Genomic DNA, 14,637 nt, shown 5'->3' with positions numbered 1-14,637 from the left:
GAACGGGGCCCCCGCCGAGAGTCCTCGGCGGGGGCCCCGTTCGATAATGGGAAGCATGAACGATTCGCCGTCCTTCTCCCTGCCGCCCGGCCTGCCGCGGCTGGAGCGTTGCGCCGTGATGGGCGTGGTCAACGTCACGCCCGACTCCTTCTCGGACGGCGGGATGTGGCACGACCCCGCCAAGGCGATCGCGCACGGCCTCGCGCTGCGGGCCCGCGGCGCGGACCTGGTGGACGTCGGCGGCGAGTCCACCCGGCCGGGCTCCCAGCGGGTGCCCGAGGCGGAGGAACTGCGCCGGGTGATCCCGGTGGTGCGGGAGCTGGCCGACGCCGGGGTGACGGTCTCCGTGGACACCATGCGCGCCTCGGTCGCCGAGCGGGCCGTGGAGGCCGGCGCCGTGATCGTCAACGACGTCTCCGGCGGGCTCGCCGACCCGGCGATGGCCCGGGTGGTCGCCGAGACCGGCGCGCCCTTCGTGGTGATGCACTGGCGCGGGCAGTCCGCCGACATGGACCGGCTGGCCGTCTACGACGACGTGGTGCGGGACGTGGTCGCCGAGCTGGGCGACCGGGTGGACGCGCTGCTCGCCGCCGGGGTCAAGGAGGACCAGCTGATCCTCGACCCGGGGCTCGGCTTCGCCAAGACCTCCGAGCACAACTGGGCGCTGCTCGGCCGGCTGGACGCGCTCACCGCGCTCGGCCGTCCCGTGCTCGTGGCGGCTTCGCGCAAGCGGTTCCTGGGTACGCTGCTCGCCGACCCGGCAACCGGGGAACTGCGCCCGGCCCGGGAGCGCGACGACGCGACGGCCGCGGTGTCGGTGCTGTCGGCCCGGGCCGGAGCCTGGGCGGTGCGGGTGCACGACGTGTCCGGCACGGCGGACGCCGTCCGGGTGGTCGCGGCCTGGCAGCACGCGGCGCGGTTGGGGTGAGGGAGGGTCTGTGACAGGTGACGGCAGGTTGAGCGGCGGTACGGCCGGGCGGGCCCGCGAGGCGGACCTGGAGGCCGTGCTCGCGGCGAACCGGGGGCTCTACGAGGCGCTGGAACGGGGAGACCTGGAAGCGGTCGAGGACGCCTGGCTCGGAGCCGCGGACGCCGACGACAAGAGCGGCGTGGTGTGCGTGCACCCGGGCTGGCCGGTGCTCCGGGGCCGGGCGCAGGTGACCCGTTCGTACATGCTGATCATGATGAACACGGAGTACATCCAGTTCTTCCTGACCGATGTCGAGGCCGAGGTGCACGGTGATGTGGCCCTTGTCACGTGCACCGAGAACATCCTCTCCGGCGGTGAGTCGGAGGAGGAGGGGGAGCTCGGACCACTGGTCGGCGGAAAGGTCGTCTCGACGAATCTGTTCCGTCGTACCCCGGCCGGGTGGAAACTCTGGTCGCATCACGGTTCACCCGTTCTGACCAGCGGGGACGACGACGAGGAGAGCTGATTCCGGGGATCGTGGAAATACCGGGGCGGAGAAGTCGCCCGGAATTTCCGAGTGGTCACCCAACGTTCACGTCAATCGCCGTACCGGTGCGCGTGGCGTCGGTTCGTGCCGGGTAGGACGGTCAGGCGTTGTCCGTGCTCACGGGTAGATTCGAAACGGAGTGGCGGGCGTGCTGCCCGCCTTCGCCCTGCCCGTCCACGCCTTTCCCCGGGTGGGGCCCGTCCGACTGGGAGCAGTGATTCGTTTGCTGGACCGCGTCACCCTGCGGGGGCTGCGTGCCCGGGGCCACCACGGCGTCTTCGAGCGTGAGCGCGCCGAGGGGCAGACCTTCGTGGTCGACCTCGTGCTGTACCTGGACACCCGCCCCGCCGCGGCCGGAGACGACCTCACCCGCACCGCGCACTACGGTCTGGTGGCGGAGGAGGTCACCGCGATCATCGCCGGGGAGCCGGTCGACCTGATCGAGACGCTGGCCCAGCGCATCGCCGACCAGTGCCTCAAGCACGAAGCGGTCGAGGAGGTCGAGGTCACCGTGCACAAGCCGGACGCCCCGATCACCGTGCCGTTCGACGACGTGACCGTGACCATCCACCGGGGCCGCGCATGACCCCCACCGCGCGCCCGGTATTCGATGCAGAGGGATATCTTCGATGAGCACCAGCGACCCGACGGCCACGCCGAACGCGTTCGACCTGGAGAGCCGGGTGGACTCGGCCGACACCACACTGCACGGCCAGCGCTATGCGGTGATCGCGCTCGGCAGCAACCTGGGCAACCGGCTGGACACCCTCCAGGGCGCCGTCGACGCGCTCGCCGACACCCCGGGGCTGCGGATCAAGGCCGTCTCCGCGGTGTACGAGACGGAGGCCGTCGGCGGGCCCGAGGAGCAGCCGAACTACTACAACGCGGTCGTGCTGCTGCGCACCTCGCTGCCCCCGCGGGACCTGCTGGAGCGCGGCAACGCCATCGAGGACGCCTTCGGGCGGGTGCGGACCGTCCACTGGGGCCCGCGCACCCTGGACGTCGACATCCTGGCCTACGAGGGCGTGCTGAGCGACGACCCGCAGCTGCTGCTGCCGCACCCGCGCTCGCACGAGCGGGCCTTCGTGCTCGCCCCCTGGCTGGACGCCGAGCCGGAGGCCGAGCTGCCCGGGCACGGGCGGGTGGACGCGCTGCTGACCGCGCTGGGCGGCCCGGACGCGCAGGGCGTGAAGCGCCGCGAGGACATCCGGCTGACGCTGCCGGAGTAGGTCCTGGGGGCGGGTCCCGGGGGCCGACGACCGGGGCTGTCGCCCGGGGAACTCGGCCGGGGGCCCGCCCGTACGAGTAGGTGTCCGCCGTTCGCGCGGGTGTCCGCCCGGCCGGGCCCGGTACGGTGGCCTGGCGTCGCCGCGCCGGGCCGCCGGGCGGCCGGCCGGTTCTGGAACCCGGGAAGGACCTCCTCCGAGTGAAGCTGCTTCGCCTCCGTCTGTTGATCGGCATCACCGCCGCCACGACGGCGCTGTCCTGGGCCGGCTCCAAGCTGTGGGCCTCCGTGGACACGCTGCCGGCCGTTCCGGCCGCGGCGCCGGTGGTGCTGGCGGCGGTGGCGGTGATCCTGCTGGCGACCGCGCTGTCGCTGCGGTCCCGGCTGAAGGCGGTGCGCGAGCGGCAGCCCGGCGCGAAGGGCGTCGATCCGCTGCTGGCGGCCCGGGCGGTGGTGCTGGGGCAGGCCAGCGCGCTGGTCTCGTCGGTGGTCACCGGCGTCTACGCGGGGGCCGGGATCTACCTGCTGGGCGAGCTGGACGTGTCGGCCCGCAAGGACCAGGCCGTGACGGCCGGCCTCGCGGTGCTGGCGGGAGCCGCGGTGATCGCGGCGGCGCTCTGGATCCAGCACGTGTGCAAGTTGCCGGAGAACCACGACGACCCGGGGGGCCAGGCGGCCTCGCACCACTGAGGCACCGCCGAAGGCGGCACTGAGGCGGCGCTGGGGTGTCGCTGAGGCGGCGCCGACGCGTCGCCGGGCAGGGGCGTCTTCGTGATCTTGCGTGAGAATCCGGGCACGTGCGGTAAAAACCGCACCCTGTCAAGGGCGGAAGGGGACCCTGGGCTGACACGGCCCCAATTCGCACGCTAGTTTCTTGGACATGTCTCGCGGACGCCACCGTCATTCCTCCGTCCTCGGCCGGGTCTTTCCCCCCACCGCCGCCGGCGTACTGCTGGTCGCCGCACTGGCCGCGCTGCTTTTCAGTCAGGACACCGTCCTGGTGCGCTCGGTGGGCGTCGCGGCGGTGATCGCGACGCTCGGCTTCGCGCTGCTGCTGCGCCAGCGGGACAAGGCGGCCCGCGCGGCCGCCGAGGTGTCCGCGGCGCAGCGGCTGCGCGCCGAGGAGCGGTTCGAGGAGCAGCTGGCCGAGGCCGAGTACGCGGCGGAGGTCGCCGAGGAGCGGGCCACCCGCTTCGGGCGGCGGCTGACGGCGGAGAAGTCGCGGCTGGCGAAGGCCGAGACCGAGATCGCCCGGCTGCTGCGCGAGCGGGCCGTGGCGGTGGCCGAGCAGGCGCTCAAGGAGGCCGAGGCGGCCCAGCGGGCGCTCGCCGCGAGCCGTCCCAAGCACCCGGCCAGCCCGGCCGCGTACGTGCGGGCGGCGGCCGCGCTGCGGCAGCTGGAGCGCCGCGCGGCGGAGCAGGAGGACCGGTGGGCGCGTACGGCGGGTGCGGAGGTCGCGCTGCGGGCGCGCACCGCTCCGGCGCCCGCTGCGGCACCGGCGCCGGTGGCCGTGCCGGCCCCGGTGGCGCCCTCGGTGCCCACCCCCGGGCAGGCTCCGGAGGCCCAGTCGCCGGTGCGGCCCGCGCCGGTGCGTCCGGCGCTGACCGCGACGGTCGGTCAGCTCGGCGGGACGCCGGCGGCGCCCGTCGCGGCGCCCGCGCCGGGGGAGCGGCAGCGGCCGCGTCCGGCGCAGTCCGGGCAGGCGCGCGGGCAGGGCTTCAGCTTCTTCGGCCGCGGCTCGGGTGCCGCGGTGCGCCCGGCGGCCCCGGCGCCGGCGGTGGGCAGCGTCGCCGAACTGGGGGAGCGCGCCGACCTGGCGGACGTGGTGGGCGACGAGGCGGTGGCCGCGAAGGCCGAGGCCGAGGCCCGGGCGGCGGAGCCGGCCGAGCGGTCGGAGCGGGGCGAGCCGACCGTGGTGGACCTGACGCCGGAGGACGAGACCGAGCTGATCGAGCTGCCGGAGCTGCGCGCCTCGCGCTGAGCCCCCGGAATCGGGGCCCGGGAAACGGGCCCGGAAACGAAGGAACCGCGGCGCGGGAAGTCGGACGGACCGACTTCCCGCGCCGCGGTGTTCTCCGCGGGTGCGTCAGATCTGGACGCCGAAGTCCTGGGCGATGCCGGCCAGGCCGGAGGCGTAGCCCTGGCCGACGGCGCGGAACTTCCACTCCGCGCCGTTGCGGTAGAGCTCGCCGAAGATCATCGCGGTCTCGGTGGCGGCGTCCTCGGAGAGGTCGTAGCGGGCGATCTCGGCGCCGCCGGCCGCGTTCACCACGCGGATGTAGGCGTTGCGGACCTGGCCGAAGTTCTGGCCGCGGGCGACGCCGTCGTAGATGGTGACCGGGAAGGTGATCTTGACGGCCTCGGCCGGCAGGCCGGCCAGGTTGACGTTGATCGCCTCGTCGTCGCCCGCGCCCTCGCCGGTGCGGTTGTCACCGGTGTGCACGACGGTGCTGTCCGGCGTGCTGGTGTTGTTGAAGAAGACGAAGTGGGCGTTGGACAGCACCTTGCCGTCCGCGTTCACGACGATCGCGCTGGCGTCGAGGTCGAACTCGGCGCCGGTCGTGGTGCGGACGTCCCAGCCCAGGCCGACGGTGACCGCGGACAGGCCGGGGGCCTCCTTGGTCAGCGAGACGTTGCCACCCTTGGAGAGGCTCACTGGCATGACGTTTGCAGTCCCTTCGTTCGTTTCGTGCGCTTTTTCCCGGGACAACGCGATACTCCGGCGGCTTGGTTCCGCAGGGGGCCGTGAATTTCTTCGTGGGCGCCGATCGGAGGGCAAAGCCCGGGCAAAGCAGGTGTCAGATCCGCCGGAATCGGCCCTGTAGCGTCCAGATGTTCGGATTGTCGGCCAGGTCGGGGTGCATGTCGAAGAGGTCGGCCAGCGTGTCCTGGAGGAAGTCCCGGGCCTCGCGGCGCAGTTCGCCGTGGCGGACCACCACCGGCGGCTCGTCCGGCAGCCAGGTCGCGGTGACCTCGACCCAGTTGAAGCGGCGGGCGAAGCGCAGCAGCTCGGTGTTCTGGGTGAAGTCGAGGTCGGCGGTCTGCACCCGGGCGGCCCGGACGCCGTCCGGGTCGCGGTCCAGGAGCTCGGCGATGTCGCACAGCGCCCAGGCGAAGTCGAGCACCGGTACCCAGCCCCAGGCGGTGGACAGCCCCGCGTCCTCGCCGTCCAGGTAGACGTCGCCGCAGAACAGGTCGTACCGCAGGGCGTGCACGGACGCGGTGCGGTAGTCCGTCTGCGGGGGGTCGGGGAAGCGGTTGGAGAGGGAGTAGCCGAGCTCGATCACGTACGCCATTGTCGGGGCTCGGGGCGCGTGGGGGTAACCGGTGGGAGCGGGCGATTAACCGCGTGACCGGGCGGGGCGGGCGCGGGATGATGGACGCATGTCCGAGCCCATCCGCGTACGGGGGTCGGTGGTCGTCCCCGACGCCGAGCTCGTCTGGCGCTTCTCGCGTTCCTCCGGCCCCGGCGGCCAGCACGTCAACACCTCCGACTCCAAGGCCGAGCTGCGCTTCGACCTGGCCTCGACCAGGGCGCTGCCCGAGGTGTGGCGCGAGCGCGCGCTGGAGCGGCTGGCCGGTCGACTGGTGGACGGCCGGGTGCTGGTGGTCCAGGCCTCGGAGTTCCGCTCGCAGTGGCGCAACCGGGAGGCGGCCGCGGCCCGGCTGTCGGCGATCCTGACCGAGGCGTGCGCACCGCCGCCGAAGTCCCGTCGGGCGACCAGGCCGAGCCGGGGGATGGTCGAGCGGCGGCTGTACAACAAGCGGCACCGCTCCGAGCTGAAGCAGGGCCGCCGGTCGCCGCGGGGCGGCGAGTAGCCGGCCACGCCCCAGGCGCTAGCCGAGGGTGCGGTAGCCGCCGCGGAAGTAGAGCAGCGGGCGGCCGCCGGGGTCGGGCACCACGGCCTCCAGGACGCGGCCGAGCAGCAGGGTGTGGTCACCGGCGGGTATCCGCTGCTCGGTGCGGCACTCGACGGTGGCCAGCGCGCCGTCGACCAGCGGGGCGTCGGTGCGCGGGCCGCGGTGGTGCGGGGTGTCCGCGAACAGCAGCCGGTCGCTGAGCCGGCCCTTCATGGCGAACCGGGAGCCGAGCGTCTTCTGCCCCTCCGCCAGCACCGAGACCGCCCAGGTGTCCACCCGGGAGAGCACCTCGTCCATCCGGGAGTCCTCGCGGACCGAGATCAGCACCAGCGGCGGCTCCAGCGACACCGAGAGGAAGGACGTGGCCGTCATGCCGACGTCCTCGCCGTCCTCCGGGTCGTGGACGGTCACCAGGCTCACGCCGGCGGCGAGCTGGGAGAGGGCAGCCCGGAACTCGTCGGGCGTGGCGTGGGAGGCAGCTTCGGGCTGCGGCGACGGGTACACGTACCGCACGGTAGTCGTCACCCGGGGGAAACGGCATCGGGCCTTGGTCGTAGGACCGGCGGTGCGGCCGAAGGGTCGCCCCCGGTGGCCGAACTCACCCTCAGGAGTGAAGCGACCGGACTGGGGGGCGCAGTCGGCTTCAGCCCGGGGCCGATGCGGTCGACCACCAGAAATGTACCGATAGCTCTTTATGTCCCGCTATGGGGCAGATGAACTGATGAAGGACGCATTAGTGTCGTGTGATTTAAGTCACAAGTGATGACCTATTGCTGACCGAGCGTGCCGAGCGCTGTGCTCCCTGTGATTCAGTTCTTCTGGCAATCGGACGATAACCAATCAAGAACTATCCGAAGCAGCCGGGGAGCCCCCGCATGGAAGCCGAGTCGGAGCCTTACGTCCGTCTCGCGACCCTCCGCACCTTGCACCGGGTCGTGGCGGACCTCAACGCTGCCCGCAGCCTCGCTGGCACGCTCCAGGCCGTCGTCGAAGGCGCGGTGCACGGGCTCGGCTTCGACGCGGCCGCGGTCAGCCTGGTCAGGCCGGACGGCGACCTCGTGGTGGCGGCCGTCTGGGAACTGGAGGAGAGCCCGATGGGCGGCCCCTCCGTGCTGCTCGGCCAGGTCGGCTCCCGGGAGTCCTGGGACCGGCTGCTCGGCGTCAGCGACCACTGGGGCACCCTGCGCTTCCTGCCGTACGACCGCGGCTGGGCCGTCGCCAGCGACATCCCGCGCTGGATCGGGGACGGACCGCTGCCGGTGTACGCCAACGACTGGCACCCCGCCGACGGGCTGCTCGCCCCGATGTACAGCGCCGGCGGCGACCTCCTGGGCGTCCTCTCGGTGGACCGCCCGCGCAGCGGCAAACGGCCCGGCGCCTGGACCCGCGAGGCGCTGGAGATGTTCTCGCTACAGGCCTCCATCGCGATCGGCAACGCCCGGCTGCGGGCCGAGATGCAGCGCGCGCTGGCCCGCCTGGAGAAGGAGCAGCAGGCGCTGCGGGCCAGCGAGGAGAGCTTCCGCCAGGCCTTCGAGTACGCGCCCAGTGGGATGGCGATCACCGAGCTGCACGGCGTCGGGCGCGGCCAGCTGACCAGGGTCAACGACGCGCTCTGCCGACTGCTCGGCCGGCCCCGGGCGGTGCTCCGCCAGCAGAGCTTCGCCGACCTCGTGCACCCCGAGGACCGGGCGCTGCTGGAGCGCACCAGCGCCGAGAGCGGCCGAGCGGAGCTGCGGTTGTCCCGGCGGGACGGCGGCTACCAGTGGGTCTGCCTGCGCAACTCGATCGTCGCGGACGCGGCCGAGGGCCCCAGCTTCCTGCTCACCCACGTCGAGGACATCGAGGACCGCAAGCGGCACGAGTTCCAGCTCGCCCACCGCGCCAGCCACGACGCGCTCACCGGGCTGCCGAACGGCGCCGAGCTCAAGGCCCGGCTGGCCCGCCGGCTCTGCGCCCAGCCGCAGCCGGTCGGCGCCACCGCCGGCCAGGTCGAGCCGGCATACCCGCAGCCGTACGGCTACCCCGCCGACTCCTACGGCTACAGCGCCCACACGGCGCGCGAGGGGCTGGAGGGCACGGACCCGTACGCCGGGCCGGTGCACGGCTACGGGCTGCCCGAGGGCCTGCCCGGCGGGCTCGGCCCGGGCTACGGGGAGCACGTGCACGCGGTGGTCCCGGCCGAGTACGGGCCGGGCGGCGACGCCTGGTCGGCGCCGTTCCGCTCGGGCGGTGCGGCGCCGGTGGACAAGGGGCTCGCGGTGCTCTTCTGCGACCTGGACGGCTTCAAGTCGATCAACGACCGGTTCGGCCACAACGCGGGCGACGCGGTGCTGGTCGAGGTCGCCCGGCGGCTGAGCCAGGCCGTCCGGGACGGCGACACGGTGGCCCGGCTCGGCGGTGACGAGTTCGTGGTGCTGGCCGACGGGATCGGCCGCGAGGAGGCCAAGGACCTCGCCCACCGGCTGCGGGGCGCGATCATCCCGCCGATGCGGATCGACGGCCGGGCGATGCGGGTGGGGGTGAGCCTCGGGGTCGGCTGGGCCGGCTGCGGAATGAGCATCGAGGAGGTGCTACAGACCGCGGACGAACGGATGTACGACGAGAAGCGGGCCCGGGGCGGGGCGGTGCGCGGGGCGCGCGCCGAGCGCTCGCACCGGCGCGCGGGCTGAGCGGCGAGGGCGGACCGGCGCCTGGACGGCGGGGCGCGGGTGTGCGGTGCCGCCCTGGTCGGGCCTGGTTACCCGTGAGTTGTCAAGGGTTCTTTTCCCGCTGTCAGGTACGACAGGTAGGGTTCCCGGTACGACAGCGTCCATGATCCGCGCCGCCCGCAGCAGGTGGCGCACCGGATGGGGGAGCAGACCACCGTGACGACCGCCGGCAGCAACGGAGTGCCCGAGGGCCAGGGGGGCGGTGCCCCGCAGGACGACGACCCGTTCGGCTACCTCTACCGCCCGGCCGACGGTTCCACCGGGCAGCCGGCCGAGCCGCAGCAGGGCGTCCCGCGCACGCCGTACAGCCGCCCGATGGAGGTCGGGCGCGCCCAGTACGGCTATCCGCAGCGGGCACCGCAGCAGCCGTACGGCCAGCAGGGCATGCCGCCGCAGGGGTACCAGGGCGGTCAGCCGCAGGCCCCGTACGGCGGGCAGCCCGGCGTGCCGCAGCAGCCCGAGTACGGAGCCGCGCCCACCCAGCAGGCCCGCTACGCGGAGCACTCCCGGCCGCAGCCGGGGGAGGAGCCCCGCAGCAGCGGCCGGAGCAAGGGCGCGGTGATCGGCGCGGTCGCCGTGGTCGCGGCGATAGCGATCGGCGCGGGCATAGCGCTCTCCACCGGGGACCCGGACGACAAGAACGCCAAGGGCGGCACCGCGACCACCGCGCCGCCCGCCCCCAACACCCCGGTTCCGACGGCCTCGGCCGCGAGCACCGGCCCGTCGGCGACCGCCACCCCGATCGCCGGTCCGTCGACCGTGGACGCCGGCCAGCTCCAGGCGCAGAACGCGCCCTCCGGCAACAGCGTCAAGGGCGCCAAGTCGGCCGACGGCAGCTACCTGACGCTCCAGCCGGGCGGCTCCGTGACGTGGACCGGTGACATCGCCACCGCCGGGACGTACAAGCTGACCGTGCACTACAACTACGCGGGCGCCGAGCTCAAGGGCGCGGCCGTGGTGAACGGCAAGGACTGGCCGAGCGGGGTGACGTACAAGCTCTACGGGCCGCCGCCCAAGGACCAGGCGTCCGCCTGGTACTCCACCTGGATACTCCCGCAGTTCCAGGCCGGGTCGAACTCGGTGACCTTCACGGTGCCCTCCGGGCCGATCCTGATCGACCAGATCACCATCGAGCCGAACGGCTGATCCGGCCCGCCCCCGACGCACCACGGCCGCCCGTCCCCGCAGGGGATAGGGCGGCCGTCGGCGTCGCTCAGGCGGGTTTGACGGTGGAGAACCTCTCGCCGCCGAGCACCCACCGGCCGCGGCGCATCACCGCGACGAGGTCGTAGCCGTCGGAGTCGACCACGACGAGGTCGGCGAGCTTGCCGGTCTCCAGCGAGCCGATCGAGTCGCTCAGGCCGAGCAGCCGGGCCGGGGTGGCGGACAGCGACTCGACGGTCTGGTTCAGGCTCAGGCCGTTGACGGTGAGCGAGCGCTTGAACGCCACGTCCAGGGTGAGGGTGGAGCCCGCGATCGCGCCGCCCTCGACCAGCCGGGCCACGCCCTCCCTGACCTCGACCTGGAGCGGGCCGAGCGGGTAGAGGCCGTCGCCCATGCCGGCCGCGCCCATCGCGTCGGTGATCAGGGCGACCCGGTTCGCGCCGGCGGTGCCGTAGGCGAGGTCCAGCACCGAGGGGTGCAGGTGCACGCCGTCGTTGATCAGCTCGACGGTGACCCGCTCGTCCTCCAGCAGCGCCACGATCGGGCCGGGGGCGCGGTGGGCGATGCCCGGCATGGCGTTGAACAGGTGGGTGGCGACGGTGGCGCCCGCGTCGATCGCCTCCAGGGTGGTGGCGTAGTCGGCGTCGGTGTGGCCGACGGCGGCGATCACGCCGAGGTCGGCGAGCATCCGCACCGAGTCCAGGCCGCCGGGCAGCTCGGGGGCCAGGGTGACCATCCTGGCGTGGCCGCGGGCGGCGTCGACCAGCTTGCGCACCAGCGCCGGGTCGGGCTCGCGCAGCAGGTCGGGGCGGTGGGCGCCGCAGCGGTTGTGCGAGATGAACGGGCCCTCGAAGTGGATGCCGGCCAGGACGCCGTCCTCGACGAGTTCGGAGAGGACGTGCGCCTGGCGGGCGACCTCGTCGATCTCGCCGGTGACGGTGGAGGCCACCGTGGTGGTGGTGCCGTGCTCCAGGTGGGTGCGGGCGGCCAGCAGCGCCTCCTCGGCGATGCCGGAGGCGTAGGAGGCGCCGCCGCCGCCGTGGACGTGCAGGTCGACGAAGCCGGGGACGACGGTGTACCCGGTCAGGTCGAGGTCGCCGGGCTCGGTGTCGCCGCCGAGGCCGGCGATGCGCTCGCCCTCGACGGTCAGGCGGTCGCCCTCGACGACGCCGCCGGGCAGGACCAGCCGGGCACCGGCCAGGGCAGTACGGTCACGGTCCGCGGTGGTCACGCGGTCACCTCCATGGAGAGCAGATCCCAGGCGAGCAGGCCCGCGCCCAGGGACGCGGCGGTGTCTTTGAGCATGGCGGGTACGACCTTCGGGGGCATCTGGAAGGTCAGGCGCTCGGTGACCGCCGCGCGCAGCGGCGTGAAGAGCGTGTCGCCGGCCTCGGCCAGCCCGCCGCCGACGATCACCGTGGACGGGTCGAGCAGGCTCTGGGCCAGGACGATGCCGTCCGCGAGGGCGTCGACGGCCCGCTGCCAGACCGCGAGGGCGCGGTCGTCCCCGGCGTCCACCGCGGCGGCGCAGGATGCCGCGTCGGCGTCGGGGTCGCCACTGGCCTCGGCCCAGGCGCGGGAGACGGCGGAGGCGGAGGCCAGCGTCTCCAGGCAGCCGCGGGCGCCGCAGCCGCACTGCGGGCCGCCGGGGCGGACCACGACGTGGCCGATCTCCCCGCCGTAGCCGTGCGCACCGGCCTCGATCCGGCCCTCGATGCCGATGGCGCCGGCGATGCCGGTGCCGAGGGCGACGAACAGGAAGCGGTCGACGCCGCGGCCGGCTCCGAGCCGGCCCTCGGCCAGGCCGCCGGAGCGCACGTCGTGGCCGAGGGCCACCGGCATCGCGCTGCCGTCCGGTGCGGCCAGGCGCTCGCCGAGGAGCTTGCGCAGCGGGAGGTCCCGCCAGCCGAGGTTGGCGGAGAAGACCGCGACGCCGTTCCTCTCGTCGATCGTCCCCGGGACGGCGACACCGGCCGCGAGCGGGGCGACGCCGAAACGGCTGCGGCCCTCGTCCGCCAGGTCGGTGGCGAAGTCGAGGATGGCGGCGACGACGGCGTCCGTGCCGTGCTCCCGCCCGGTCGGTCGGCGTGCCTCGAACAGCACGGAGCCGTCCTGGGCGAGCAGCGCGGCCTTCATGCCGGTGCCGCCTACATCGAGTGCGATGACGTGCTTCACGGAGGACAGTTTCCCTTGGGCGGGTGGAAGAGGTCTAGTCCAGTTGTCGGATTGGTCTGGTCCATACTGGGTGAGCTTTGTCGCAGCTGCGGGGGTGTGCGGGCCTTTGCGCCGGGGTCCGTGAACGGTGCGGACGGGGGTTTTGTTGCGCATCGTGCAATGACTCCGGGCACTTCGATAACTCCTGGGGCGGCGCGGGCCGGTGGTGTGGACCGGTGGTCGGCGGGTTTGGCAGTGTTGCGCGTCCCCCTGCCGGAATCCCCCGTTCCGGTCGAAGTTCATCCCCCCGAAGGCGGTACCCGCGTTGAACAGGCGCGTCCACGTTCCCACCCGTGTGCTCGGCGGTGCGCTGGCCGGAGCACTGGTCCTCACCGCGGTCAGCGCCTGCGGCGGACAGGACGGTGGACCGGTCACCCTCAGGCTGGTCGCGGCCGACTACGGGGAGAGCCCCGAGACCAACTCCAAGCACTACTGGGACGCGGTCGCCAGGGACTTCGAGGCGGCCAACCCCGGGATCAGGGTCAGCGTCGAGGTGGACAGCTGGACCGAGATCGGCAAGAAGGTCGAGGACATGATCGCGGCCGGCAAGTCGCCGGACCTGCTCCAGACCGGCGGCTTCGCCGACCAGGTCGCGGCGGACCGGCTGTACCCGGCCTCCGACGTGCTCTCGGTGGACACCCAGGCCAGGTTCCTGGACACCTTCGCGCACGCCGGGCAGGTGCTCGGGACGCAGTACGGGATCCCGTTCGTGTCCTCGTCGCGGGTGCTCTTCTACAACAAGGCGGTGTTCCGGCAGGCCGGGATCACCCAGCCGCCGGCCACCTGGAACGAACTGCGGCAGGACGCGGAGAAGATCAAGGCCAAGGTGCCGGGGGTGACCCCGTACGGGCTGCCGCTGGGGCCGGAGGAGGCGCCGGCCGAGTCGATGCTCTGGACGCTGAGCGGCGGCGGCAGCATCTCCGACGACGTCGGCAACTACACCATCGACAGCCCCCAGAACCAGGCCACCTTCAACTGGCTGAAGAGCAACCTGGTGGGCACCGGGCTGACGTACCCGGAACCGGGCAAGATGAACCGCACCCCGGTGTTCCAGGACTTCGCCGCCGGGAAGGTCGCGATGCTGAACGGGCATCCGACGCTGCTGCGGATGGCGACCGCCGGGAAGATCGAATTCGGGACGGCGCCGATCCCCAAGAAGGACGGCGTCGGGCGGACCGGGAGCCTCGGGGTCGCGGACTGGATGATGGCGTTCAAGGCGAACGGGCACAAGAACGAGATCAAGAAGTTCCTGTCGTTCGTCTACGACAAGGACAACCAGCTGAAGTTCGACGAGCAGTACAACCTCCTGCCGGTCACCCAGGACGCGTTCGGGCAGATGTCGTCGGACCCCAGGCACGAGGACCTCAAGCAGTTCGCGGTCGGACTGACCAACGCGAGCTTCTACCCGTTCGGGGACCCGGCCTGGGGCGAGGTCAGCAACCAGATCAAGGCCGGGATCGGGCAGGCCGTGACGGGGGACCCGAAGCAGGTGCTCGGCGGGCTTCAGGACGCGGCGGTGAAGGAGGCGGCGAAGGTCCGCAAGTAGGACCGGAGGCCCGGACCGGGGTGGGGCGGGAGTCCGGTCCGGGCGGGGCGGCCTTGACGGGCGGAGGGGTCAGGGGAGCGTGATGGCGTAGGCCTTGCGGAGGGTCTCGTGGACCGTCCAGGTGGTGCGGTCGCCCTCGCGCAGGACCCCGCAGTCGCCGGGACCGACCTCCAGGGTCGGACCGCCCTCGATCGCGATGGTGGCCCGGCCGCTGAGCACCACGAACATCTCGTCGGCCTCGACGTCGGTGACCACGCCCGGGGTGATCTGCCAGAGGCCGCGCAGGTGGCGGCCGTCGGCCGACTCGGACAGCACCCTGCCGGAGACCTCGGGCGTGCCGGAGACGATCTGGGACGGGTCCAGCGGATCGGGGTCGAGGTCGGCGGTGGGGATGTGCAGGGCGAAGCCGGGCGTGGTCATGGGGTGACCGTAGCCCGGGGCGGGGCCGCGGTGGGGCGATCA

16 protein-coding genes are annotated in these 14,637 nt (G+C 73.2%); 10 read left to right on the top strand and 6 right to left on the bottom strand.

Annotation, left to right across the window (positions count from 1 at the left end):
* Positions 1–46 precede the first annotated feature (46 nt).
* The 6 genes from folP to ACZ7RU_RS30505 all read left to right on the top strand — a co-directional run bounded on the left by folP (position 47) and on the right by ACZ7RU_RS30505 (position 4,663).
* Positions 47–928 carry a dihydropteroate synthase gene (gene folP, locus ACZ7RU_RS30530; protein ID WP_470344190.1) on the top strand — a complete coding sequence of 294 codons (882 nt, stop codon included), beginning with the start codon at positions 47–49 and terminating at the stop codon, positions 926–928.
* Between the two features lie 28 nt (positions 929–956).
* Entirely contained in the window at positions 957–1,436 is a 480-nt protein-coding gene (locus ACZ7RU_RS30525; protein WP_470344189.1) for a nuclear transport factor 2 family protein, read from the top strand.
* Between the two features lie 247 nt (positions 1,437–1,683).
* Complete coding sequence (gene folB / locus ACZ7RU_RS30520; RefSeq protein WP_360353719.1) at positions 1,684–2,043, top strand: dihydroneopterin aldolase; 360 nt, start codon at positions 1,684–1,686, stop codon at positions 2,041–2,043.
* 43 nt (positions 2,044–2,086) lie between these two features.
* Positions 2,087–2,686: a 2-amino-4-hydroxy-6-hydroxymethyldihydropteridine diphosphokinase gene (gene folK / locus ACZ7RU_RS30515; RefSeq protein WP_470344188.1), complete on the top strand. Its 600-nt coding sequence runs from the start codon at positions 2,087–2,089 to the stop codon at positions 2,684–2,686.
* 197 nt (positions 2,687–2,883) lie between these two features.
* Positions 2,884–3,372: a DUF3180 domain-containing protein gene (locus ACZ7RU_RS30510; protein WP_470344187.1), complete on the top strand. Its 489-nt coding sequence runs from the start codon at positions 2,884–2,886 to the stop codon at positions 3,370–3,372.
* 190 nt (positions 3,373–3,562) lie between these two features.
* Positions 3,563–4,663 carry a hypothetical protein gene (locus tag ACZ7RU_RS30505; protein ID WP_470344186.1) on the top strand — a complete coding sequence of 367 codons (1,101 nt, stop codon included), beginning with the start codon at positions 3,563–3,565 and terminating at the stop codon, positions 4,661–4,663.
* A gap of 105 nt (positions 4,664–4,768) precedes the next feature.
* Here the strand turns inward: ACZ7RU_RS30505 and ACZ7RU_RS30500 are convergent, their stop codons facing one another.
* Both ACZ7RU_RS30500 and ACZ7RU_RS30495 read right to left on the bottom strand, forming a co-directional pair.
* The gene (locus ACZ7RU_RS30500; RefSeq protein ID WP_470344185.1) at positions 4,769–5,344 is read right to left on the bottom strand and encodes a TerD family protein; all 576 of its coding nucleotides are present in this window, start codon (positions 5,342–5,344) and stop codon (positions 4,769–4,771) included.
* Between the two features lie 136 nt (positions 5,345–5,480).
* A complete protein-coding gene (locus ACZ7RU_RS30495) occupies positions 5,481–5,978 on the bottom strand; it encodes a hypothetical protein (RefSeq protein WP_470344184.1) in 498 nt (165 codons plus the stop codon).
* 88 nt (positions 5,979–6,066) lie between these two features.
* On the opposite strand from ACZ7RU_RS30495, the gene arfB reads away from it, so the two are divergent.
* A complete protein-coding gene (gene arfB / locus ACZ7RU_RS30490; RefSeq protein WP_387760506.1) occupies positions 6,067–6,501 on the top strand; it encodes an alternative ribosome rescue aminoacyl-tRNA hydrolase ArfB in 435 nt (144 codons plus the stop codon).
* A gap of 18 nt (positions 6,502–6,519) precedes the next feature.
* Here the strand turns inward: arfB and ACZ7RU_RS30485 are convergent, their stop codons facing one another.
* Entirely contained in the window at positions 6,520–7,047 is a 528-nt protein-coding gene (locus ACZ7RU_RS30485; protein WP_470344183.1) for a flavin reductase family protein, read from the bottom strand.
* Positions 7,048–7,418: 371 nt separating this feature from the next.
* Between ACZ7RU_RS30485 and ACZ7RU_RS30480 the strand changes: the two genes are divergently transcribed.
* Positions 7,419–9,212, top strand: coding sequence for a GGDEF domain-containing protein (locus ACZ7RU_RS30480; protein WP_470344182.1), 1,794 nt, complete (start codon positions 7,419–7,421; stop codon positions 9,210–9,212).
* 177 nt (positions 9,213–9,389) lie between these two features.
* Positions 9,390–10,397 (top strand): carbohydrate-binding protein, encoded by a 1,008-nt coding sequence (locus tag ACZ7RU_RS30475; RefSeq protein WP_470344181.1) that lies wholly within the window; start codon positions 9,390–9,392, stop codon positions 10,395–10,397.
* A gap of 67 nt (positions 10,398–10,464) precedes the next feature.
* Here ACZ7RU_RS30475 and nagA read toward each other — a convergent pair whose 3' ends face one another.
* Positions 10,465–11,646 (bottom strand): N-acetylglucosamine-6-phosphate deacetylase, encoded by a 1,182-nt coding sequence (gene nagA, locus ACZ7RU_RS30470; RefSeq protein ID WP_470344180.1) that lies wholly within the window; start codon positions 11,644–11,646, stop codon positions 10,465–10,467.
* The gene (locus ACZ7RU_RS30465; protein WP_470344179.1) at positions 11,643–12,590 is read right to left on the bottom strand and encodes an ROK family protein; all 948 of its coding nucleotides are present in this window, start codon (positions 12,588–12,590) and stop codon (positions 11,643–11,645) included. Before ACZ7RU_RS30465 ends, nagA begins: the two co-directional genes overlap by 4 nt.
* A gap of 304 nt (positions 12,591–12,894) precedes the next feature.
* Between ACZ7RU_RS30465 and ACZ7RU_RS30460 the strand changes: the two genes are divergently transcribed.
* Positions 12,895–14,175 (top strand): extracellular solute-binding protein, encoded by a 1,281-nt coding sequence (locus tag ACZ7RU_RS30460; protein ID WP_470344178.1) that lies wholly within the window; start codon positions 12,895–12,897, stop codon positions 14,173–14,175.
* Positions 14,176–14,244: 69 nt separating this feature from the next.
* On the opposite strand, the gene ACZ7RU_RS30455 is transcribed toward ACZ7RU_RS30460, so the two are convergent.
* The gene (locus tag ACZ7RU_RS30455) at positions 14,245–14,595 is read right to left on the bottom strand and encodes a cupin domain-containing protein (RefSeq protein WP_387760513.1); all 351 of its coding nucleotides are present in this window, start codon (positions 14,593–14,595) and stop codon (positions 14,245–14,247) included.
* Positions 14,596–14,637: the final 42 nt, after the last annotated feature.

This window comes from Kitasatospora sp. NPDC114501 (assembly GCF_055633695.1).
This window is presented reverse-complemented; position numbering and strand designations above follow the sequence as displayed.

Bases quoted from the DNA above. Each gene is read 5' to 3' on its own strand.
- folP (WP_470344190.1), top strand. From the start codon at position 47: ATGGGAAGCATGAACGATTCGCCGTCCTTCTCCCTGCCGCCCGGCCTG.
- folK (WP_470344188.1), top strand. From the start codon at position 2,087: ATGAGCACCAGCGACCCGACGGCCACGCCGAACGCGTTCGACCTGGAG.
- ACZ7RU_RS30505 (WP_470344186.1), top strand. From the start codon at position 3,563: ATGTCTCGCGGACGCCACCGTCATTCCTCCGTCCTCGGCCGGGTCTTT.
- ACZ7RU_RS30500 (WP_470344185.1), bottom strand. From the start codon at position 5,344: ATGCCAGTGAGCCTCTCCAAGGGTGGCAACGTCTCGCTGACCAAGGAG.
- ACZ7RU_RS30495 (WP_470344184.1), bottom strand. From the start codon at position 5,978: ATGGCGTACGTGATCGAGCTCGGCTACTCCCTCTCCAACCGCTTCCCC.
- arfB (WP_387760506.1), top strand. From the start codon at position 6,067: ATGTCCGAGCCCATCCGCGTACGGGGGTCGGTGGTCGTCCCCGACGCC.
- ACZ7RU_RS30480 (WP_470344182.1), top strand. From the start codon at position 7,419: ATGGAAGCCGAGTCGGAGCCTTACGTCCGTCTCGCGACCCTCCGCACC.
- ACZ7RU_RS30475 (WP_470344181.1), top strand. From the start codon at position 9,390: ATGGGGGAGCAGACCACCGTGACGACCGCCGGCAGCAACGGAGTGCCC.
- ACZ7RU_RS30455 (WP_387760513.1), bottom strand. From the start codon at position 14,595: ATGACCACGCCCGGCTTCGCCCTGCACATCCCCACCGCCGACCTCGAC.